This window comes from uncultured Flavobacterium sp., from assembly GCF_963975515.1.
In the GTDB taxonomy this organism is placed as follows: Bacteria; Bacteroidota; Bacteroidia; order Flavobacteriales; family Flavobacteriaceae; genus Flavobacterium.
Window position 1 is genome coordinate 306,884 of sequence record NZ_CAXBGY010000001.1, and the last position, 21,880, is coordinate 328,763.

At 28.8% G+C, this 21,880-nt stretch carries 22 protein-coding genes; 11 read left to right on the forward strand and 11 right to left on the reverse strand.

The features are described 5' to 3' along the window. The first annotated feature begins 130 nt into the window (after positions 1 to 130). From AAC008_RS01410 to AAC008_RS01450, 9 genes are all read left to right on the forward strand, one after another. Entirely contained in the window at positions 131 to 2,386 is a 2,256-nt protein-coding gene (locus tag AAC008_RS01410) for a zinc-dependent metalloprotease (RefSeq protein WP_339886965.1), read from the forward strand. A 192-nt stretch (positions 2,387 to 2,578) separates the two neighbouring features. Further along, positions 2,579 to 3,013, forward strand: coding sequence for an Rrf2 family transcriptional regulator (locus tag AAC008_RS01415; protein ID WP_339886967.1), 435 nt, complete (start codon positions 2,579 to 2,581; stop codon positions 3,011 to 3,013). Between the two features lie 104 nt (positions 3,014 to 3,117). Then, complete coding sequence (locus AAC008_RS01420; protein ID WP_339886968.1) at positions 3,118 to 3,507, forward strand: group III truncated hemoglobin; 390 nt, start codon at positions 3,118 to 3,120, stop codon at positions 3,505 to 3,507. Then, positions 3,504 to 3,941, forward strand: coding sequence for a hypothetical protein (locus AAC008_RS01425; protein ID WP_339886969.1), 438 nt, complete (start codon positions 3,504 to 3,506; stop codon positions 3,939 to 3,941). Before AAC008_RS01420 ends, AAC008_RS01425 begins: the two co-directional genes overlap by 4 nt. A 12-nt stretch (positions 3,942 to 3,953) precedes the next feature. Beyond that, positions 3,954 to 4,676: an iron-sulfur cluster repair di-iron protein gene (gene ric / locus AAC008_RS01430; protein ID WP_339886970.1), complete on the forward strand. Its 723-nt coding sequence runs from the start codon at positions 3,954 to 3,956 to the stop codon at positions 4,674 to 4,676. Continuing rightward, entirely contained in the window at positions 4,676 to 5,128 is a 453-nt protein-coding gene (locus AAC008_RS01435) for a hemerythrin domain-containing protein (protein WP_339886971.1), read from the forward strand. The genes ric and AAC008_RS01435 overlap by 1 nt, the downstream gene beginning before the upstream one ends. A gap of 180 nt (positions 5,129 to 5,308) precedes the next feature. Beyond that, entirely contained in the window at positions 5,309 to 5,935 is a 627-nt protein-coding gene (locus AAC008_RS01440; RefSeq protein WP_339886972.1) for a hypothetical protein, read from the forward strand. Between the two features lie 69 nt (positions 5,936 to 6,004). Continuing rightward, positions 6,005 to 6,721, forward strand: coding sequence for a DUF3667 domain-containing protein (locus AAC008_RS01445; RefSeq protein ID WP_339886973.1), 717 nt, complete (start codon positions 6,005 to 6,007; stop codon positions 6,719 to 6,721). Positions 6,722 to 6,812: 91 nt separating this feature from the next. After that, a complete protein-coding gene (locus AAC008_RS01450) occupies positions 6,813 to 7,070 on the forward strand; it encodes a hypothetical protein (RefSeq protein ID WP_339886974.1) in 258 nt (85 codons plus the stop codon). Positions 7,071 to 7,194: 124 nt separating this feature from the next. Here AAC008_RS01450 and AAC008_RS01455 read toward each other — a convergent pair whose 3' ends face one another. The 11 genes from AAC008_RS01455 to AAC008_RS01505 all read right to left on the reverse strand — a co-directional run bounded on the left by AAC008_RS01455 (position 7,195) and on the right by AAC008_RS01505 (position 20,062). After that, positions 7,195 to 9,909 (reverse strand): carboxypeptidase regulatory-like domain-containing protein, encoded by a 2,715-nt coding sequence (locus AAC008_RS01455; protein ID WP_339886975.1) that lies wholly within the window; start codon positions 9,907 to 9,909, stop codon positions 7,195 to 7,197. A 48-nt stretch (positions 9,910 to 9,957) separates the two neighbouring features. Next, positions 9,958 to 10,776 carry a GLPGLI family protein gene (locus AAC008_RS01460; protein WP_339886977.1) on the reverse strand — a complete coding sequence of 273 codons (819 nt, stop codon included), beginning with the start codon at positions 10,774 to 10,776 and terminating at the stop codon, positions 9,958 to 9,960. Positions 10,777 to 11,017: 241 nt separating this feature from the next. Then, positions 11,018 to 12,064 carry an o-succinylbenzoate synthase gene (locus AAC008_RS01465; protein ID WP_339886978.1) on the reverse strand — a complete coding sequence of 349 codons (1,047 nt, stop codon included), beginning with the start codon at positions 12,062 to 12,064 and terminating at the stop codon, positions 11,018 to 11,020. Positions 12,065 to 12,253: 189 nt separating this feature from the next. Further along, positions 12,254 to 13,444, reverse strand: coding sequence for a hypothetical protein (locus tag AAC008_RS01470; RefSeq protein WP_339886980.1), 1,191 nt, complete (start codon positions 13,442 to 13,444; stop codon positions 12,254 to 12,256). 49 nt (positions 13,445 to 13,493) lie between these two features. Then, on the reverse strand, positions 13,494 to 14,171 hold the full coding sequence (locus AAC008_RS01475; protein ID WP_339886981.1) for a metal-dependent hydrolase: 678 nt from the start codon (positions 14,169 to 14,171) through the stop codon (positions 13,494 to 13,496). Between the two features lie 16 nt (positions 14,172 to 14,187). Beyond that, positions 14,188 to 15,684, reverse strand: a complete 1,497-nt coding sequence (locus AAC008_RS01480; RefSeq protein ID WP_339886982.1) for a hypothetical protein — start codon at positions 15,682 to 15,684, stop codon at positions 14,188 to 14,190. A gap of 20 nt (positions 15,685 to 15,704) precedes the next feature. Further along, entirely contained in the window at positions 15,705 to 16,598 is an 894-nt protein-coding gene (gene menA, locus AAC008_RS01485; protein ID WP_339886983.1) for a 1,4-dihydroxy-2-naphthoate octaprenyltransferase, read from the reverse strand. A gap of 5 nt (positions 16,599 to 16,603) precedes the next feature. Further along, positions 16,604 to 17,008, reverse strand: a complete 405-nt coding sequence (locus AAC008_RS01490) for a hypothetical protein (RefSeq protein WP_339886984.1) — start codon at positions 17,006 to 17,008, stop codon at positions 16,604 to 16,606. 72 nt (positions 17,009 to 17,080) lie between these two features. Beyond that, entirely contained in the window at positions 17,081 to 18,577 is a 1,497-nt protein-coding gene (locus tag AAC008_RS01495; RefSeq protein ID WP_339886985.1) for a PH domain-containing protein, read from the reverse strand. Beyond that, positions 18,567 to 19,169, reverse strand: a complete 603-nt coding sequence (locus AAC008_RS01500) for a PH domain-containing protein (RefSeq protein WP_339886986.1) — start codon at positions 19,167 to 19,169, stop codon at positions 18,567 to 18,569. The genes AAC008_RS01495 and AAC008_RS01500 overlap by 11 nt, the downstream gene beginning before the upstream one ends. A gap of 53 nt (positions 19,170 to 19,222) precedes the next feature. Beyond that, positions 19,223 to 20,062 (reverse strand): 1,4-dihydroxy-2-naphthoyl-CoA synthase, encoded by an 840-nt coding sequence (locus tag AAC008_RS01505; RefSeq protein ID WP_339886987.1) that lies wholly within the window; start codon positions 20,060 to 20,062, stop codon positions 19,223 to 19,225. Positions 20,063 to 20,232: 170 nt separating this feature from the next. Between AAC008_RS01505 and AAC008_RS01510 the strand changes: the two genes are divergently transcribed. Beyond that, on the forward strand, positions 20,233 to 21,351 hold the full coding sequence (locus tag AAC008_RS01510; protein WP_339886988.1) for a C1 family peptidase: 1,119 nt from the start codon (positions 20,233 to 20,235) through the stop codon (positions 21,349 to 21,351). Between the two features lie 8 nt (positions 21,352 to 21,359). Beyond that, on the forward strand, positions 21,360 to 21,791 hold the full coding sequence (locus AAC008_RS01515; protein ID WP_339886990.1) for a PH domain-containing protein: 432 nt from the start codon (positions 21,360 to 21,362) through the stop codon (positions 21,789 to 21,791). Positions 21,792 to 21,880 lie beyond the last annotated feature (89 nt).

Below are 21,880 nucleotides of genomic sequence, written 5' to 3' on the forward strand. Positions count from 1 at the left end.
GTTAGTTCTTTTGGATTTTTTTGTGCTTTTTAATTTTATGATTACTATTAAAAAAAGAAATTGATTTTTAAAATAAATAATTGAATTATAGTACATTTGTTTAATTTAACACACCTAAAATCAATAAATTATGAAAAATAAATACCTACTTTTTTTATTTTTTTCAATTGTTTTTCAAGGAATTGCTCAAAATAGAATTTCATTTTCTGAAAAAAATTCAAATGAATTTAATTTATCAAAAAATTTCAAATCGTATAAAATTTTAGAAATTGATGATAAACTACAACGAATTTCCGATGGAGAAGAAATAATAATTGCCTTAGATAAAGAGTATATTTTTAAATTAAAAGAAAACAGAGTTATCTCAGATAATCATATTTTATCAATAAAAAACTCAAGCGGTATTGAAAGAAAACATCTTGATGAAATTGGTTTTGACGGAAAGTATTTTCTTAATTACTCAAATTCTAATAGTCAACTAGCGTTTTCAATGTTTGAAGATCGATATAGTTTATATATCAAAAACCCAAGTAAAGAATTTTATATAGAATCACTGCAAAACTTTGATAAAAATGCAACTTCTAATTTGTACATCTATTATGAGGTAAAAGACATTATTAAAGAAACTACTCTTACTTGTGGACTTCAAAATCAAGAAAAAAAATCACCTATAAGCAATCAAAAAAGTACAGCAACTGGTGGTTGCAAAACTGTAGACATTAATTTTGCGGTTGATTATTCAATGTACGCAACTTATGGATCTATAAGCGGTGCAATAAATAGAACTTTAGAACTTATAAATCTTTCGCAAGTTAATTATACAATAGTTAACGGACTTTCAGACGATGTAAATTTTAAAGTAAATGAACATTTTATAGTTACTTGTAACGATTGTAATAACTGGACAACTACATTAGATATATATGAAAATTACAATAATTTTTCATGGAACGCTAATCAAATGTTTAGCAATCCGTATGATATTAAAGTGCTTTTTCAAAATCAAGGTGGACCAGGCTCTGTTATTGGTTTAGGTTCCTTAAACATGTGCAACACTTCCGGTACTTCTGTTGTAAAAAACTACGTTTCAAATTCTGATTATACACGAAATATTTTATCGCACGAATTAGGTCATAATTTTGGTTGTCAACACACTACAGGATTTATAATGAATCCGTCTATAAATAGTTCAAACAATTGGGCACCCGAATCTATTACAACTATTAACAATTCGATAAATACGTTATCTTGCATAGCCAACTGTATCTCAGAACCGTGTTATAATCAAAAAGTTTCTAATATTGATGTAAGTTATGAAACAGTAGGCAATACTATTAATGCAACTTGGCTAGCAGAAATAGGTGTTTCTCAAAAAATTAGATTATACAATTATGCTACTTCTAGTTGGACAGCTTTTACAACTTTAAATTATCCAGCCAACTCCATCTCTTTCCCATTCTCCCAAACTAATTGTAATGATAAATATAGAATTGAAATCACTCCCATTTGTTCTAGTATTAATGGAATAACAGAACAAATAGTCTTTATAGTAAGTCAAAATGTAACAGCTCCAAAACTTACTTTTTATAGTGGAAGCAATCAACCAATTTGTGGTTCGCAAACAGCGTATTTTGGAGTAACAGCTGTAGATGGTGGAACAAATCCATTATATCAATGGAAAGTAAATGGTATTGATGTGGGCGCAAACCAAAATACGTACTCAACCACTTCGCTACAAAATAATGATGTGGTTAGTTGTAATTTAACTAGTAATGCTGCATGCGTTAATTCACCTTATGCTAGTGTAAGTACCACAGTTTCCATTGTTGCTCCTACTGTTTTGTCGGTAACTATAACAGCAAATGTTACAACTATTTGTGCTGGAGATAGTGTAACTTTAAATGCAACAGGAGTTAATATCAATAGTCCCTTTCCATATTATAATTGGACTTTTAATGGAAATTATATTCAAGGAGGAGGTTCTGGTCAAGTAAGTGGTCCGATAATTTCACATACACCAACTGAAAGCGGAGTTTATATGTGTAATTTAAATGATGGAGAAGGTTGTCATACAGTAGAAGGCAGCGTACAAAGTAACTCAATTTCTGTAACAGTTTTGCCTCAACCATGTAATTTAGCAATGGATACTTTTGATATTTCAGGATTAAATTATTACCCTAATCCAGTAAAAAACAAACTTACTATTTCGGCTAAAGAATTAATTTCAACAATTAATGTTTATACAGTTGTGGGTCAAAAAATCATGTCTTTAAATATAAATTCTGACACAACCACAATTGATTTATCTAACCTATCAAGCGGAACATACTTTATTAATATTGAAGCTAATGGAAAATCAACTTTTAGGAATATTATTAAAGAATAAGCTAACTTGTTTTTTATAATTCTTTTTAAAACAGTTTTAGTAAAACGAATTGAAAAGTTAAAACAAAAATTAAAATCCAAAAGGGACTTCTTTTGGATTTTTTTGTAGGTTGAATTTATAACATAATAATAATGGACAATATTATCCATTATTAAAAAAAATACTTATCTTTGTATCAAATAAATATCTTATATGTTTTCAAAAGCTTGTGAATACGGAATTAGAGCATCAATATATATAGCTGAACAATCACAGTTAGATAGAAAAGTAAGTTTAGTTGAAGTTGCTAAAGCAATTGAATCACCATCTGCTTATACTTCAAAAATTCTACAACTATTATCACGAAACAAAATTATTAATTCTGACAAAGGACCAACAGGTGGATTTTCAATTGATAAAGTTGAATTGGATAAGTTAAAACTATGCACCATTGTACAAGCAATTGATGGAAATGATATTTATGTTGGTTGTGGATTAGGTTTAAATAAATGTAATGAAAAATTACCTTGTCCTGTACATAATCAATTTAAGTTAATAAGAGATGAGCTTAAAATGATGCTTGAAAATACAACAGTAAAATCATTGGCTGATGACTTTGAAAAAGGATTAACCTTTTTAAAACGATAAAAAAAATTAATTAAATAGTGGACAAAAGCATCCAATAATAAATTAGAAAAAGATAAATCATTAATCAGGTTTATGATGCTTCAGAAAAATAAGATTTAGAGATAATGAAAAACGATATTAAAAACTTAAACGATATTAAACTTTTAGTAAATACTTTTTACGATAAAATTCGCGAAGATCAATTATTAAAAGATATCTTCAATAACAAAATAGAAGACCGTTGGCCACAACATCTTGAAAAAATGTATACTTTTTGGCAAACCGTATTATTAGAAGAACATACGTATTATGGAAGTCCTTTCTTACCTCACGCAAAATTACCTGTAGATTTAGAACATTTTGAAAAGTGGCTAATCTTATTTAATACAACAGTTAATGACTTATTTGAAGGAGAAAAAGCCGAACGTGCTAAATGGCAAGGGCAACGAATGGCAGAAATGTTTCATTCAAAAATAGAATATTATAAAAATTACCCTGGAACACCTTTACTATGATACCATCAAAATTTAAAATCTCTATTGCAAGCACATTCCTTTGGATAGGATTTGTTTGTGCTATAAGTTTTATGGAAGCATGGCTAAAGTTCCGTGCTCCTGGAGTTACAATTCCTATTGGTTTAGGTATTGGAAGATTGGTTTTTACCGCACTTAATCTTGTAGAATGGGTTTTTGCTTTGGTTATTATTAGCAACCTACTTTTCTCAAAAACAAAATTTATTACTTTACAAAATACACTCTACTTTATCCCTTTATTAATATTGATAATTGAAACCTTTTGGGCGTTACCAGCATTAGATACTAGAGCAGAACTTTACATTCAAGGGCAAAAACCACCAGCTTCAAACCTTCATTTTTATTATGTAGGAATGGAAATTATTAAAGTTGCCTGCTTAACAATTTTTGGAATTAAATTATTCAACAAATCATAAATAAAATATATCATGAATATTCAAGAAGATCAAATTATCGGAGAATTGGTAGCAAATGACTACCGAACAGCATCAGTTTTTAAAAAATACAATATAGATTTTTGCTGTCAAGGAAACAGAACCATTAATGATGCTTGTGAAGCAAAAAAAATTGATGAAAAATTAGTTGTTTCAGATTTGAATGCACTTATGCAATCTCAATCTGATAGTTCAATCGACTTTAAAAGTTGGCCACTAGATTTATTAGCCGATTATATTGAGAAAAAACACCATCGTTATGTGGAAGAAAAAACATTAGAAATAAAACCCTATTTGGATAAAATATGTCGTGTTCATGGTGAACGTCATCCCGAATTATATGAAATCAACAAACATTTTAACGCAACTGCAGGTGAATTAGCAATGCACATGAAAAAAGAAGAGCTTATGGTTTTTCCGTTTATCAGAAAAATGGTAAAATCACAACAAGAAAACACAAAAGTAGAAACTCCAGTTTTTGAATCTGTTCAATTCCCAATTCAAGCCATGATGGACGAACATACAACAGAAGGCGATAGATTTAGAAAAATTGAAGAAATAAGCAATAATTATACACCTCCACAAGATGCTTGTAATACATATCGAGTAACATTTGCTTTATTAAAAGAATTTGAACAAGATTTACATTTGCATATACACTTAGAAAACAATATCTTGTTTCCTAAAGCAATTGAATTAGAAAAACAATTAAACTAATGCCCATAAAAAGAAATGAATATCTCAAAGCAATTAGTCGTGAACATCATCATGGCTTATTGCTCTGTTGGAAAATAAGAACGGGTTTTAAAAAAGAAGTTGATCCTATTCGCATCAAAAAATATGTAGATTGGTTTTATGAAAACCATTTAATTCCACATTTTGAAGTAGAAGAAAAATACATTTTTACAATTCTAGGTAATGAACATGAACTCGTAAAAAAAGCATTGACTGAACATCGAAGGTTAATTTGCTTGTTTGAATCAAAAACAGATATCCTAAAAAATTTAACTTCAATTGAAGTAGAATTGGAAAGTCACATTCGGTTTGAAGAACGAGTTTTGTTCGGTGAAATTCAAACAATTGCCACAGAAGAGCAATTACAACTAATAAAAACAAATCATTCCGAAGAAAATTTTTCAGATAATGTAACAGATCCCTTTTGGCTGTAACTTATAGTAAAAACTAAAAAACAAACAAATTTTATATCAAAAATCCAAAAGTGATTGCTTTTGGATTTTTTTTGTGGTTTTTATTTATATTTACAGCTGATAATAAATTTAGATTCATGATAATAAATAAAATTTTTAACATTCATGAGTTCTTAATTATTCTAATGTAAAATTTGAAATATGATATTTGGATTAAGAAAGTTAGGAAAAACTGATGGATTGAATGAACAATATATTAAAACTATATTTTTTATTATCGGAATCCCATTAATACCTGTACATAGTGTGTTTTATATAAGTGAATTAAACATAATTGATATAGGATTAAATTACAAGAGTATGTTTAAAACATACCTCTCTTGGTTTACTTTATTATTTTCTATTATTTTTCTTATTGGAGCTAGTTTTGGAAATGTTTTTCCTTTAAACCCACTTTTATCTTTAACAATTGGAGGAATTATGCTTTTATCATCAGTTTATTTTTTCTTTTACTTTGGAAATAAAGTTTCTGAAAAAGAAATTGAAATACGAGAATTATATCAAAAAGCAATTGGTTGCAACGCTTTGCCTGAATATTTTAGTACAAAAGAAGCTGAAAATTTTCAAAAAGAATTATTATTAACCTTAAAAGATAAATTTCAAATAAAAGATTGGAAAGAAGTAATAAGAAATAATGAATATAATACTCAACAACTTCCACTTTTGTTTGCAATATCAGGATTTCAAAATAGGATTATTAATTCTAAATTAAGTTTAGACTTATTTAATAAAGTAATGCAGGAATATAAAGCATTGAATAATAATTAAAAATATAAAATCAAGCCTATAACTTAAAATCAAACTAATACTTTCTTAATTAGTCTAAACCAAAACAACTTGAACCACTGCAAAACCTGTAACATAGAAATCAACAGCAACTACTGTCCAAACTGCGGACAAGCTATTGAATTAAATAGAATTGATAGAGCTTATGTTCTAAACGAAATTAGCAGTATCATAAATTTTGACAAAGGAATTTTCTATACCATCAGAGAATTAGTAATCAGACCAGGAAAAACAATCAAAGACTTTATTGAAAACGATAGGAACAGACTAGTTAAACCATTAATTTTTATCATTATATCATCTTTAATTTACACATTATTCAAAGAGATTTTTAGGTTTGAAGATGGTTATGTAAAATATAGCAATACCAAAAAAACAACGGTCACAATTCTTATGGATTGGATTCAGAATAATTATGGTTATGCCAACATTCTAATGGGAGTATTCATTGCTTTTTGGACAAAACTGTTATTCAAAAAATACAAATACAACTTTTATGAAATACTAATAGTCCTATGTTTTGTAATGGGAATTGGAATGTTGATATATTCTGTTTTTGGATTATTTGAAAGTTTAACTGGTTTGAAAGTTCTACAAATTGGAGGCATTATTGGGTTTATTTATATTTCTTGGGCAATTGGTAATTTCTTTGATAAAAATAAGAAAATGAACTATCTAAAAGCTTTATTTGCTTACATTTTAGGATTTATAAGCTTTTATGTTCTTGTAATAATTATTGGAACTTTGATTGATAAAATACATTCTTAAATGGCAATTCTATAAAACTTCATAAAAGTATTATAACACAAAAACGTAATTCTGTGACTATCTTGCAACCATAATCATTAAAACTAAAAAGATGAAAAAAGTAACATTAATATTAGCTAGTTTAGCAATATTTGCAACAGTAAGCTGTAAGGATAATCAAGAAAAAGAAACAGTAGTTGAAAAAGAAACTGTTATTATTGAAAAAGAAGCAGCACCTGCAGCAGAACAAAATGATGGAACATCTATTAGCGTAAATTCTGACGGTGTAGAATTTTCAACAAAAGATGGAGATAAAAAAACAGAAGTTGAAGTAAAAGACGGTTCTGGAACTGTTAAAGTTGAAAAATAGAATATAGAAAAAATTGAAAAAGAAAAAGATTAAAACCGACAAATTTTGTCGGTTTTTTTTATGTAAAATCTTTAAAATATAAAATTATAGTTAAAAAATCATAATTTCTAATTATTGGGAATACTTATAGCGTATAAGTGCATCTAAAGGTTAAAAAACGTGGCTGAATAAATGTTTCAGAAGAGAAAACAGAAACACTATTTGCGCTATTTCGAACCTGTGAATCTATGTTTAAAATATTAGTTGCTCGCATTTCATATTCCCATTTTGCATCTTTATCTTTTCTATAAGAAAGCGTAGCATCCCAATTTTGAAAGGATTGCGATTCACCACTTCCATCACTTTGACTTGTATAACTATAATTGCTTTTAGCTGTTATTTTTTTCCAAATGTAAGCATCAAAAGAAATTGTTGGTGCATTTGTTTTAAATACTGTTTTACGACTACCTTGATTATTTTCTGTTACACTATATCTATAACTGAGGCTTACATTTGGAGCGATTTTAAAATTAGTTCGTAAACCTGGTGTATATGTTTGTGTATATGCTTCATTTAAAGATTGTTGTCCTTGAATAAACTGGTTGATTTTACTATAATTAAAATTTCCGTTTAAACTAGCTCTAACTTTACCAAAAGTTCGTTGAATTTGCCCTACAACACTTACATTTTCATCAGCAAAATTAGAATTAAAATAGGTACTTGTTCGGATTACATTTTCAAAATTTGTAAGACCTCGTATTTGATCAATATTTTTAGAGTAAGCAGCTCGAGCAAATACATTTGTATAATTAAATAAATTAAAACTTGAATACAACAAACTTACGTTATGTGACAATGCGTTTTGAAGATCAGGTTCACCAAACTGAATATTATTAAAATTATTAAGTACTAATCCTTCTGCTAATCGAGTCACATCTGTAAACTGATTTCGCATATCATAACGTAATGTCAAAGATTCGCTCTTTTTGAATTGAATTCGGGTTTCAAAATCTGGTAAAAAACGGAAAAAATTGTTTTTAAATGTTTCCCCAAATTGAGTGTTTTTATTGCTATATGAATGGACCGAAAAACCTGGTGTCATTGTAAACTTACCTGTTTTAAAACGATAACGAAAAGCTAAATACAAATCACTAAAAATATATTTTGTATCATTTGTAGCTCGAACATCATTGAAAGTTGGTGTTGGTTGAAAGCTATTGCCATTTTCTAAGAATTGGAAAATATTCGAATTAAAATCTTGACGACTTAGTATGGTTCCAGCTGTTAAATTAAGATTACTCTTCTGATTGATGATATAATAATAATCTAACTTTGCATCAAGTTGGTTTGATTTAATGCGTTTATTTTGATTCAAATCATAGTTGATTAAAGAAGTATCTAAACCCAATGCTGATGCTGTTGTATCAAAAGCATCAACTCCATTGGGATCATTAACCAATAAAGCGTTGTAAAAAGGGTTTTCATTTTTAAATAAATGTTGAGCTTCAAAAGCAAAAATATTATCTTCATCCAAAGTATAGTAATAATTGATATTCTGATTTATACTATAAGGTGTTACTTCATCCAATTGTTTAGTATTTCCAATTACAGATGAAAACACATTTTGATTTTGTCTGTCATTAGAAATTCGACTTAGCACATCATACTCCATTTGATTGCTTGCATTTGGTTTATACGATGCACTTAACTTAAGTAAACCTTGATTAGAACGTTCATCACTTTTTTGTTCTGTAGCTTCATCAGGGATACCTAATTCTGGATTAGTGTATTGCACAAAACTGGTCTCTTTTGAGAGAATACGGCTGCTATTGTATATCAAAAAACCGCTTAAATCTAAAGCTTTTGAAGCTGCATAACTAAAGTTACCAGTAGCTAGCTTATTATCGATTTCAAGTGCATTAGCTTGATTTGTTAGAAAATTAAGACTGTTATCCCCAAGACTAATACTTGTTCCATTATTATTACTTGGTGGCCTAAAACCACCTCCAAAACCTCTAATATCACGTCTTGTTAAAGCCAATTCACCTGTGTTATTAAGATCTCCAATAAAATTTATACTATGCGTTGGACTGTAATAGAATAGTTTAGGTTGAACTACATAAAGTGCTTTATCAGGAGAAGCTCCAGCTCCTGCAGTAATATCACCAAACCAAAAATTCTCTTTTCCTTCTTTTAATTTTATATTGATGGCTAAGTTATCTTGGTTATTTCGCACACTACTTAACTGACCAACTTCGGCATAATTACGCAAAACTTGTATCTTATCAACAGCATTAGATGGAATGTTTTTTGAAGCTAATTTAGTATCACCATCAAAGAAATCTTTACCATTTACCATTAATTTATTGACTACTTTTCCTTCTACTTCTATTTGACCATTTTCATTAATTTCTACACCAGGTAAGTTTTTTAAAATATCACCAAGCTTACGTTCTGTTCCTGTATTAAATGAGTCAGCATTATAAGTAAGTGTGTCGCCACGAATTGAAATTGGCATTTCATAAATCAATTCAACTACATCAAGCGTATTTTCGAAAATTAATGTATAATCCTTTTGAATGTTCAATTCATTTGTAGATAATACTTCTTCAAAAGTTTTCATACCAATGTAACTAACTTGAATGGTATAAGTTCCATTTTTTCCTAATTCAAGCTTATATTTTCCTTCTTTATCAGTAATAGCATACGATTCTAAACTACTTGTTTGTTGATTTAAAGCAACTACATTGGCTAACTCTAATGGATTTTTTAGACTATCTCTAACTACACCTTCTAATTTTATTTGGCCATTAGAGAAACTAGCTACCAAAAGTAACAGTATATAAATAATATTTTTCATGGTCTTGTATTTCTGTACGTTTAGATCTTTAAATTAACAAAATAGGATTTAATTTCTTCTACCACGATTGTTTCTCATTTCAAGCATTTTTTCTTGAATAGTTGACTGATAGTCCTTTTTTGTAATTTCTTTTCCTTTATCTGGTGCTAAAATGACAAGCTTTTCTTTAGGGTTTAGAATGATTTTAGAACATAGAATAGTCGTATTACCAGCACTAACTTCTAAGATTAGACCTGGAAGCCCCCAATATTCAGCAGGACCGTTATTCACAGGAATTTGTAAAGTATACCACGCTTCTACAGACGTCATTTTTACTTCAGCAGGTTGTGTTGAATCATCTTTTTGTTCAGTTTCTCTTAAATCGTTCCATGAAAAATCATACCATGAAAGTTCGCTTGTGGGAATAGATGCTGTTGCCTTAAAACACAAATATTGCCCAATTTTTTTAGTCTCTTTACCCATTTTCCAAGGAATTGAATTTAAGGAATCTTTTACTAAGAAACGTTTACCATAAAATTCTTGACTTTGTACTAAACGGTTTTCTTTTACATTCTTATATTGTTCTCCACGAGTAAAATTACTACCCCAAGAATCAGTTGCTCCTGAAATAGCATCTACTTTATCTTCTTCTTTAAAGATAGATTCTTCTTTATTAAAGCTCAATATGTATGATTTTTCCAATCTGTTTTTTAGACGAGCTTGAGTCTCTTTTTTCTGTTCTTCGCTCATTCGTGCTCCCCAAGTTCCTAAATCCATTGATGATTTTGAAAAATAATATGCCTGACCTTGAAAATCAGGAACAGATGGTTTAAATGACATAAAAAAGATAAAAGATAGACAAGCGAATTTTATAAAAAAGGATTTCATAAGTAAGAATTTATTATTTTTGTTTAACAAATATAAAAAAACATTAAACAAAATAAGTTATTTGTTAAAAAATTAACATAAATTTATTTGAAAAATATCAGATACTCAATGCTTGATTAAAAATTTAAATTTTTTCAAGGCAAGAATATGAAGTATTTTTTTTTAAATTTATTATTAAATTCACATCTTTTTAGAACAAAAAAAAGTATCGTCGGAAAAATTAGATTTTGTTGGTTTTTTTTTATGCAAAATCTTTAAAATCTACTTCCCAATTCTTCTCATTATTATACCAAATTTGTCCGTTTAAAACCTCTAAAGGACAGTCAAAATTATTAGTATATAAACCACCTGTTCCTAATCCTTGAGGCAACAAATTATGCAAAGTATAAGTAAATTGTGCAATAGCATTCAGACCAATATTACTCTCTAAAGCAGATGTAATCCACCACTTAATTTTTAGCTTTTCAGCTATCGTAATCCACTCTAAAGTTCCTCTAAAACCACCCACTAAACTTGGTTTTAAAATGATGTATTGTGGCTTAATTTTTTGCAACAAAGTTTCCTTTTCTGAAGGTAAAAACACACCAATCAACTCTTCATCCAAAGCAATGGGTAAAGGAGTGATTTTACACAGCTCTGACATCCTGTCAGTATTGTTTTTTTGAATTGGCTGTTCAATACTATGTAATTGATAACCAGATAATTGTTCTAATTTATATAAAGCATCGTTTGAACTAAAAGCTCCGTTAGCATCAACACGAATTTCAATAGTTTTTTCGTCAAAATGTTGTCTAATAAAACGTAATAATCCTAATTCTTTTTCAAAATCTATCGCTCCAATTTTTAATTTTATGCAAGTAAAACCTTGAGCTAGTTTTTCTTCAATTTGTTGCTTCATAAAAGCTTCTTCACCCATCCAAACCAAACCATTAATCAGCATGCTTTTTTGTCCAGAAGTAAACTCAGATTCAAACAACTCAAAAGGTGTTTTAGAAACCAGAGAAAGGAATGCTGTTTCAACTCCAAACTGTATAGAAGGAAACTCTAAAAGTGCTTCCCAAAGTGTGTCTTTTCCTAAATGAATATTTTCACAAACCCATTGCAATTTCTCTTCATAATCTGGTCGATCATCAATGGATAATGTTCTCAAAATTCCACACTCTCCTATTCCAATTTTTCCGTTTTCTTCTAAGATAATAAACCAAGTTTCTTTCTCGGTTAAAACTCCTCTTGAAGTTCCGCTTGGTCGTTTAAAGTTTAGTATGTATTTTTTGTAAGTTGCTTTCAATTTTTTTTTTTTTTTACGCAGAGTTTCTCAAAGGTTTCACTAAGTATTACAGAGTTATTTTAAAAACATAGAATCATAGAGTTTTGTTTATGTAAAAATCACTTTGCTTAGCATAGTTTTAGATAGATTCTTTGTGAACTTTTTAGTTAAATTTATAAAATCTGAAATCTACCTTCTACTAACTGAACACTAATCCAAAACTCTTAGTATTTTTTTAAAATTTTCTGTTGGTAAATCTTTAGATTCAAATAGTTTAAAATCGTTTTCAACTTGTTGTTTCCATGTTGTTTTACTAGAAACTGACTCGTTTCCGTATTTTTTATGTATTACTTTAGCTTCTGAAAGTCTATCAGTAAACATATAAACATGGGCTAAATTCAAATAAAAGCTTAGTTCAGTTGCATTTAATTGTAATCCTTTATTATATGCTTCTTCTGCTTTAGTAAATTGTTTTGAAAACAAATAATAATCTCCTAAAACTCCAAAATCAATATATGTTTCTCTTTTTTTAGTAAAGATTTCATTTTGAATAATAGCTATAGCTTTATCGGTATTTCCTTTCTTAAATTCAAAATATGATTTATCTCTAATTAAATCATAAAATACCTTAGTTTCACCTGTTTTCTTTAAACTGCCTTCAGTAATAGATTCAATAGCAACTGTTTTTTCAGCTGCAACCAATTGCGTAAACTCTTTGTAAGTGTATGTTGTAGAAAGTAAATTGATAAAATTTCCCGCAAATAAATCTGTATTTTTTAGCTTTGAATAAACCGGTAATTTCTTGACAAGTGAAATTATTTCATTTTTAGCCGATAAATCCCAACCTCTACTAGCTTTATAATCAACCCATGGTACAACTTCGACAACTATTTTTTGGTTCATTACCCAATTTTGACTTTCAATTCCGAACCACAAATAAGGAATATTGATTAAGCAAGTAGAACTTGTTGAAACTAAACGAGCTACTTTATTAACTTTCTCTTTATCAGTTAAGCAAGCACCATCAAGTTTTGCTTCCTTTAAAAATAAATTTGCAGCATCTGCAGATGAAAACAAAGCATAGGTACATTTATCGCTTCCTGCAATTGTTGATGTTAAATGAATTGCTCCAGCAGCACCTTGACTAATTCCAGAAGGATCAGGAATCGCTTTTAAAACCGAAACCAAACTACCACTCAATTTCTGATTTTCGTCTAAAACTGTAATTCTATAAATAAATTCGGTTGTTCCAACAGGTAAATCTTCCGATTTAATAAGTGTTCTTTTTCCAGCTGAAAGCGTAACTTCTTTTGAAGTCGCTCTTTCCTTGTCCCAATATCCTTCTTTCTGTGCAAATGTTTTAAATGAAAACAAGATTGCTACTATAATAATTTTTTTCATGAATTGCGTTTGAAACAAGTTTGCAAATTATATGCCGTTTTTTCCAATATTATAACTCTATAAATTCACCAATTTCTAATAGCATTAAGTCTTTACCTTTTTCAAAGAATTTACGTTTTGCTTCTTCATGATTGATTTCGATGTAACCAAAAGTATCATAGTGATACCCTAATATTTTATCGCATTCTACAAAATCTGAAGCAAAAATTGCATCTTCTACATCCATTGTAAAGTTACTTCCTATTGGTAAAATGGCTAAATCTAGTTTTGTTCTCATTGGTATTAACTTCATATCCATTGTTAAAGCAGTGTCACCAGCAATGTAGATATTTTTTCGTTCTCCCTCGATTACAAATCCTCCAGGTTGACCGCCATAAGTTCCATCTGCAAAAGCTGAAGTGTGAATTGCGTTGACATATTTTACCACTCCAAATTCAAAATCCCAACTTCCTCCATGATTCATTGGGTGAAATTGAAAACCTTTATTTCCGTAATAAGTAGCAATTTCATAATTAGAAACAATTACTGCATCCGTTCTTTTAGCAATAGTTTCAACATCTAAAACATGATCTTGATGAGCGTGAGTCACCAAAATATAATCCGCTTTAAGCAAATTAATGTCAATATGCGAAGCTTTTGGGTTTCCTGTGATAAATGGGTCTATAAGAATATTTATGTCTTCAATTTCGATTCCTACACAAGCGTGACCGTAAAATGTAATTTTCATAGTTAGTATATTTAAATTATTGAAGTATCATAAATTGTTTTTTTCTTCCACCATCACTCATCATAATGAATGTATCTAAATTATAGGTTCCGTAAAAAGGCAAATAATACGTATTTCCTTTATTATCTTGAATTTTATTGTACTCAACTTTTCCGTCAGGAGAATAAGTAAAGTCATATAAAGCAGAGGATTCAAACCAACCTTTAGATACTTTGGTTCTTCCATCACTTTTTTCAGTCAAATTTTTACCTGAATTTAATATTACGTGTAATTTATCATCTTTTAAAAATGCGTTATAAGAAGGAACTGTTGATCTTTTAAAAATACTTCTTCCCCAACTTATTTCACCACTTTTATCAAATTTTAAAATCAAAATATCATCATAATGATACGTTGTAGTCCAATAACCAGCTCCATTCATTCCTGTAGCAACATAGGTTTGAGTTACATAAAATTCTTCGGCTAATACAAACGTATTTCCCATATTATCTCTAACCACATAATCAACATAAAAAGAGTTTAGTTCTTTTTTCTTTCTATCATGTCTTTCGGCTTTTGCATCACCATACAAATCCTGATAAACATCTTTTGGTAATTCTGAATTCTTTTTACCTGTAATTGATAACGACAAGGCATTTATTAGAAAATTACATCCACCTTTTATATTTCCTTCTCTTTCGTTCGAGTAAAACCCAACTAAACTTAATTTATTTTCATAATAATTTATGGCTAATGAAGATATAAAATTATCACTTTCTAAACTAATTTTAATGTTTTGATTGTTGCTTTTTGAAATTTTATTCAACACAAAATCATAATTGGCATCACCATTTTTCTTTTGTGATTTTCCACTGATAAACAATTTACCTAATGCAAAAACGTTAGCTTCATCATCGACAACTAAATCATTAGGTTCAAAATAATTATCTTTATCTTCTTGATATGTTTTTTGAAAGACCAAATTAAGTGTTTCCGAATCAAAAACATGAATTTTATAAGAATTTAAGTTCTTTTTTATGTTGTCCGTTGCAATGGCAATGTACTTTCCGTTTGGCGAGATAGAGACATTTGTACCTCTTTTGTTTCTACCAGTAAACAAACCACCTTTTTCTACATCAGCTTTAAAAAGTTCTTTTTGAGAGTAGGTTTTGCTTTCAATATTGAAAGTATTACAATACACAATGCGTTCTCTTTTGCTTGGTGACATAACGGTTATGTACTTAATTTCGTTTTCAAAACTCACATAACCATCAAAACTTTCTTTTTTACTACTTTCTACTCTTTTTGTGAAAATTTTATTCAATTTAGCATCAAAAACATCTAATAGAAAGTTGTTCTTATTGGCTCTAACCAAACCGGTTTTTCCACTTTCTGTAGTATGAATAGCCAAAACACCATCCACAGAAATTTCATCTTTAAATTCTGGACTTTCTGAAACTGCTAATTGAGTTGTTGTTTGAGATTTTACTAGATTAATTGAAAATAGTAAAGCAATACAAAGGATTTTTTTCATGGTTAATTTTGATGATTTTATTATTTAGACAAATATATTAAACTAAGACTTACCAGTAAACTCAAAGCAAATGTTCCCAAAGCAACCTTTTTGAGTTCAGGGTCAAAATCTTTGAATTCTTTAGCTTTTTTTACCGTGTCTATATGTTTTATGAAAAGTATATTAACAATTAAAATTGGTATTAATGTAAGATGAATCAATTTAGCAAAAATTAACATGCATATAAAACTTATAATAAATAATGAGTAGTGATAATTTTTAGCTTTTTTCAATCCCATTTTGACAACTAAGGTTCTTTTTCCAGAAATTCTATCATTTTCAATATCTCTCATGTTATTTAAATTTAAAACTGCTACACTCAACAAACCAATTGCTGTTGCAGGTAAAAACAATTTCCAATCTAAAAAATGAGTGTATAAAAAATTTGAACCTATAACAGAAACAAATCCAAAGAAAATAAAAACAAATAAATCTCCTAAACCATTATAACCATAAGCATTACTTCCAACAGTGTATTTTATAGCTGCTCCAATTGAACCTATTCCTAAAAGAATAAAAATCATGCTTAATGCAAAATTTTCTTTGCCAAATGCAACGTAAATTAAAGCTAAAGCAAGAAACAAAGTAATAATAGCAGTTATAATTACAGCTTTCTTCATTTGATTTGCTGTTATAAATCCAGCAGCAACCATTCGTTTCTCTCCTATTCTATTGGCATCTGTGCCTTTTATTCCGTCTCCGTAATCATTAGCGTAGTTTGATAAAATTTGTAGTCCTAAAGTAGTTAAAAGAGCTAATCCCAAAATTCTATAATCATAAAATCCTTGGTGATAGGCATAAGCACTTCCTACAATTATTCCGGAAAGTGATAAAGGTAATGTTCGTAATCTTGCGGCTTGTATCCAGTTTTTCATTGTTTTTAAAAGTTTATATAACCAATTTTTATTGCTCTTATTAAAAATATTCCCAAAAATAAAGAAATTGGAGCTACTAACTTCAAGTAAAAAGGTTTTAATCTATCTGCTGCATTTTTTGCAAATTTATTATGTAATTTTATTGGCACAAACATTAATAAAACAGCAGTAATCATCAAAAATTCGCCAATTAATTCAAGATATGACCCATATGTTGAAAATATTGCTGAATTAAGGAATGCTAATCCTACAATAAATCTAATTAGTAATTCTGAATAATTAATTAAATAAGTACTTCCTGCTTTTGCAATAATATTTCTAACTTTTTCAGGACTAAAAAACATCAAAAAACTAGCAAAAATTAAGAAAATTCCAAAGAGAGTAACTATGAATTGTGAAATATCAAACATACTACTTTTTTATTAATTTAATCATTAAACTTAGCTACTAAGCTTCTTTTCTTTGCAACATTAAAACTAAAATCACATCCAACTTTCCTTAGAAATTTCTACTTGATACAACCACTTATTAACTTGTTCCTTAATTTCTGTGTAATTACCCGTTGAAAAAGAAACTCTTCCACCAGCAGTGTATAAAACTATTGAACCAATATTTGTGATTTTTTGCCATATGAATTGTTGGGTTTCAATAGCTTGAATTTTATATGGTATCATAATTTCATGATCAATATCCCAAGCACCACTTTGTTTTACAATAAACTCATCAGAAATAAACAATCGATAATTACGATATGAAAAATATAAAATTGTTCCAAAAAATAAAACGTAAATTGAAATTACAATTACCATTTCTATTAAGGTAAATTTATTGATGTTATAATTTATGATTAGTCCAATACTAACAGGAATTAGAATTAAAAAGAATAGACTTAAAAGTAATTTTCTAATGTTTGGAACTAAGGTTTTTTGATGTTGTGGCAATTTTCCAATAAGCAGTTTTAAGATTTGCTCTTTTTCTGACTTATTACAACCTGGAACTTTTGTTTTATCCTTTGCACTAGCTCGCTTAATATCGCTAGAAGCTTGAAATATTTCAATTGTATTAACATCTAATTTCTTCTGAAAAAAGTTTTGCGTCAACTTAATAATTTGAACTTTTTCAGGATTAATAATAGTGTTTTTTATATTTAATAATCCGTAAGTCAACACAAATGATTTCTTATCTTTCTTGATCGTGAAATTGAAATACTTAATTACTGTGATAAATAAATTCACCACAATAATAGCAGTAAAAATAAAAATCAGAAAACCAAGAATTAAACTTGCAATTGGAATTTGTTCTAACTGATTAATATTGTCATCAATCAAATCATCACGGCCAATTTGTCTTAAATTATCTGAAACAGTAGTGAAAACTAAAAAAATATATGCAAAACTCTTAATATAATTAGCTGTAATTCCAATTTTTAAAAGACTTGGAATTCCTATTGTGATAAACGATTTTGGTTCTTCTTCATGAAAAACTTCGCTCGTTGAATTTGTATTTTTATCCGCGTTTTCTAACAAATGTTGTTTTAACTCAACAGCCATTTCTTGAGAAATTGCACTTATTGAAGCTTCTTTTTTATCGCTCCCTGCTGTATCTAATTCTACTTTATGAACGTTAAAAATGCGTTGAATTAAACTTTGATCAATATTGACTTTTTGAATTTTGTGAAAAGGAATAGTTGTTTTGGTTTTGTTTAAAATTCCATTTTCAATAACAAATTCTTCCAACTTATAATCTATGTAGAATTTAAAAAACCAATATCTTAAAAATGCGATAATAGCAATAAATATAATTATTCCAACTATTCCTAAATAAACCTGAATAGCACTGTAAGAATCTTTTTTAAAGAAAACTATTAATATAAATGGCCAAAGTGCACGAACAGATTTCTGTAAGGTGTTTGCAAACAAAACAACAACACCAATTAAGGATTGTCTTTGAGGAATAGAAAAATCAAAATTAGATTTCATCTGAATCTTCTTTTAAATTATTTTCTGAAACTTGAATTTGATCCTCATTAATTTGTTCTTCAACAACTTCAGCTTCTATTTCATTGATTTTTAGGGAAACACTTTCCTTTACTTTTTTGGCGTCTTCCAATAATAAACCATTGATTTTCAAATCACTTGCACTTCCTCCAGCTGTGAACAATTCAATAGAAGCTAATCCAAAATATCTAGAAAGCATACCTTGATGTAAAGCTACGTGTTGTACTCTGTTGTTGGTTACAATTGTAGTAGTTTCACTAATTACACCTGATCTAAAAATCACGTCATGTTCACGTAAGGCAAATCCTTTTTTAGCAAAACTTATTTTTAAATATAGAAAACTCAATAGCAACAAAACCAACCAACCTATAATGAAATAGATAATTTTATTTTGGATTAACTCTTCAATAGAAATTAAGTAAAGTGCAATGATTCCGATTAAAAGTATTCCAAAGACGATTCCAAATTGAATAAGCATGACTTTGAAATAGTCTTTTTGCAAAGGATTTAAAGTTGTTTCTTCAAACTTGGGTAAGGTTGAAATATCTATTGTTTGATTTGTAAATTCGTTCATCTATAGTTTCTGTTTTTCTGAATTCTAAATTCTAAATTCTGACTTCTAAATTTCTAAGGTAAATATTTCTTTTCAAAATTAGGCTTACGTTTTTCTAAGAAAGCATCTCTTCCTTCTTTGGCTTCGTCTGTCATGTAGGCTAAACGAGTAGCTTCTCCTGCAAAAACTTGTTGTCCAACCATTCCGTCATCGGTTAAATTCATTGCGAATTTTAACATTTTTATTGATGTTGGAGATTTTTCTAATATTTCTTGAGCCCACTCAAAAGCTGTATCTTCTAATTCAGCATGAGGAATAACTGCATTTACCATTCCCATTTCAAAAGCATCTTGAGCTGAATAGTTTCTTCCTAAAAAGAAAATTTCTCTTGCTCTTTTCTGTCCAACCATTTTGGCTAAATAAGCTGAACCATAACCACCATCAAAACTAGTAACATCAGCATCCGTTTGTTTAAAAATTGCGTGTTCTTTACTTGCTAAAGTCAAGTCACATACTACATGAAGTGAATGTCCACCACCAACGGCCCAACCTGGAACTACACAAATCACAGCTTTTGGCATAAAACGAATCATTCGTTGTACTTCCAAAATATTTAATCTGTGATATCCATCATCACCAACATAACCTTGGTGACCACGTGCTTTTTGGTCTCCACCACTACAAAATGAGTAAATTCCGTCTTTAGAACTAGGTCCTTCAGCCGAAAGAAGTACTACTCCAATGGAAGTATCTTCCTGAGCATCATAAAATGCTTCGATTAATTCTCGTGTTGTTTTAGGTCTAAATGCATTTCGCACATCTGGACGATTGAAGGCAATACGTGCTACACCATCACATTTTTTATAGGTTATATCTTCGAATTCTTTTACGGTTTTCCAATTGATTTGACTCATGTTGTATTAAAAATTTAGTTATGATTTTAAGTACAAATTAAGAGATTATAATAATTACTCTAATTTCTTTAATCTGTTTTTCTAAAAAATCAAGTTAAAGTTAAAATGAAATTTCACGTAAAAATAAACCATTTTTTACATTATATTGCATCTTCAAATGAATTACTACTATGAAAAAAACATATATTGCTTTATTGCTTGGTTTTGGATTTTTGACTTCAAATGCACAAATCTATGACTTTCAGTCGGTTATAGATATCGAAACGACTCCAGTTATTTCGCAAGACATCACTGGAACTTGTTGGAGTTTTTCAACTTCATCATTTTTAGAGTCAGAAATTATTCGTTTAACAGGAAAGCAAATTGATTTATCGGAAATGTATCAGGTTAGAAATACATATCCAAAAAAAGCAGACAATTTTGTTATGCGTCAAGGAAAAGCGCAATTTAGTCAAGGTGGTTTAGCTCATGACGTAATTAATAGTGTGGCTGATTTTGGTTTAGTTCCTATTGATGTATATTCTGGTTTAACCGAAGACGAAAAAAAACACAACCATAGCGAATTAGAAGCTATTTTAGAAGCTATGTTAAAAGTATATATTGATAATCCTGGAAGAAAATTATCTCCAAAGTGGAAAGAAGCAGTTTCTGGTGTTTTGGATGTTTATTTAGGTAAAAATCCAACTGTATTCACTTTTGAAGGAAAAAAATATTCTCCAAAGAGTTTTGCTGAATTTGTAAAAATTAAACCTGATAATTATTTGACTTTAACTTCGTTTTCACACCAACCTTTTTATAGTTCTTTTATCCTAAATATTCCTGATAATTTTTCTAATGGATCAATGTATAACTTACCTCTAGATGAGTTAATGCAAAATATTGATAATGCATTAGCAAAAGGCTATTCGTTGTCTTTAGATTGTGATGTTTCTGAAGCTACTTTTTCTGCAAAATATGGTGTTGCTTTTGTTCCTAAAAATGAAGATGACACGAAAACTGGTTTAGCTGAAATCATTGAAGAAATGCCAATTTCACAAGCATATCGTCAGGCTCAATTTGAAAATTATGACACTACTGACGATCATTTAATGCATATTGTTGGAAAAGTAAAAGATCAAAAAGGAAATATGTACTACAAAGTAAAAAATTCTTGGGGAACAGACGAAAAAAGAGTTACCAATGGTGGATTTGTTTACATGAGTGTTCCTTATATGCGATTAAAAACTATTTCGGTTTTAGTACATAAAGATGCTTTAATTAAAGATTCTAAAAAGAAATTAAACCTTTAAAATAGGCTATGAAAGTCTATAAATCAAAAAAAAGCAAACGATTAAATGTAATATTTATTTTAACATTTATCATTATTATCGGTGTAACAATTCCGGCTTTATTAAATGATATAGGAAATGAATTTTATATTGTTGTTGGTATCAATTTATTGACGCTTTTACTTTTACTTTCTATTATTTTAAAAACTGAATACAGAATTAAGAACAACCAACTTTATTGGCAATCTGGACCTTTTTATGGCAAAATTGATATCAAAACTATTATTAAAATAAAACATCATGATGGCATTTTTGTTCCAACTGTCTGGAAACCGGCTTTAAGTCAAGTTGGTTTAATCATTACTTACAATAAGTATGATGATATTTATCTTTCACCTCAAAATGAAGCTGATTTTATTGTTCAACTTTTAGAAATTAATCCAACAATAGAAATAATTTAAATTTTAAACTTCCTATTATTTTACAGTATTTAGGTTTATACACATTAAATTGTTCACAAAATTTTAAATTCAAAAAAATAGTCTAACTG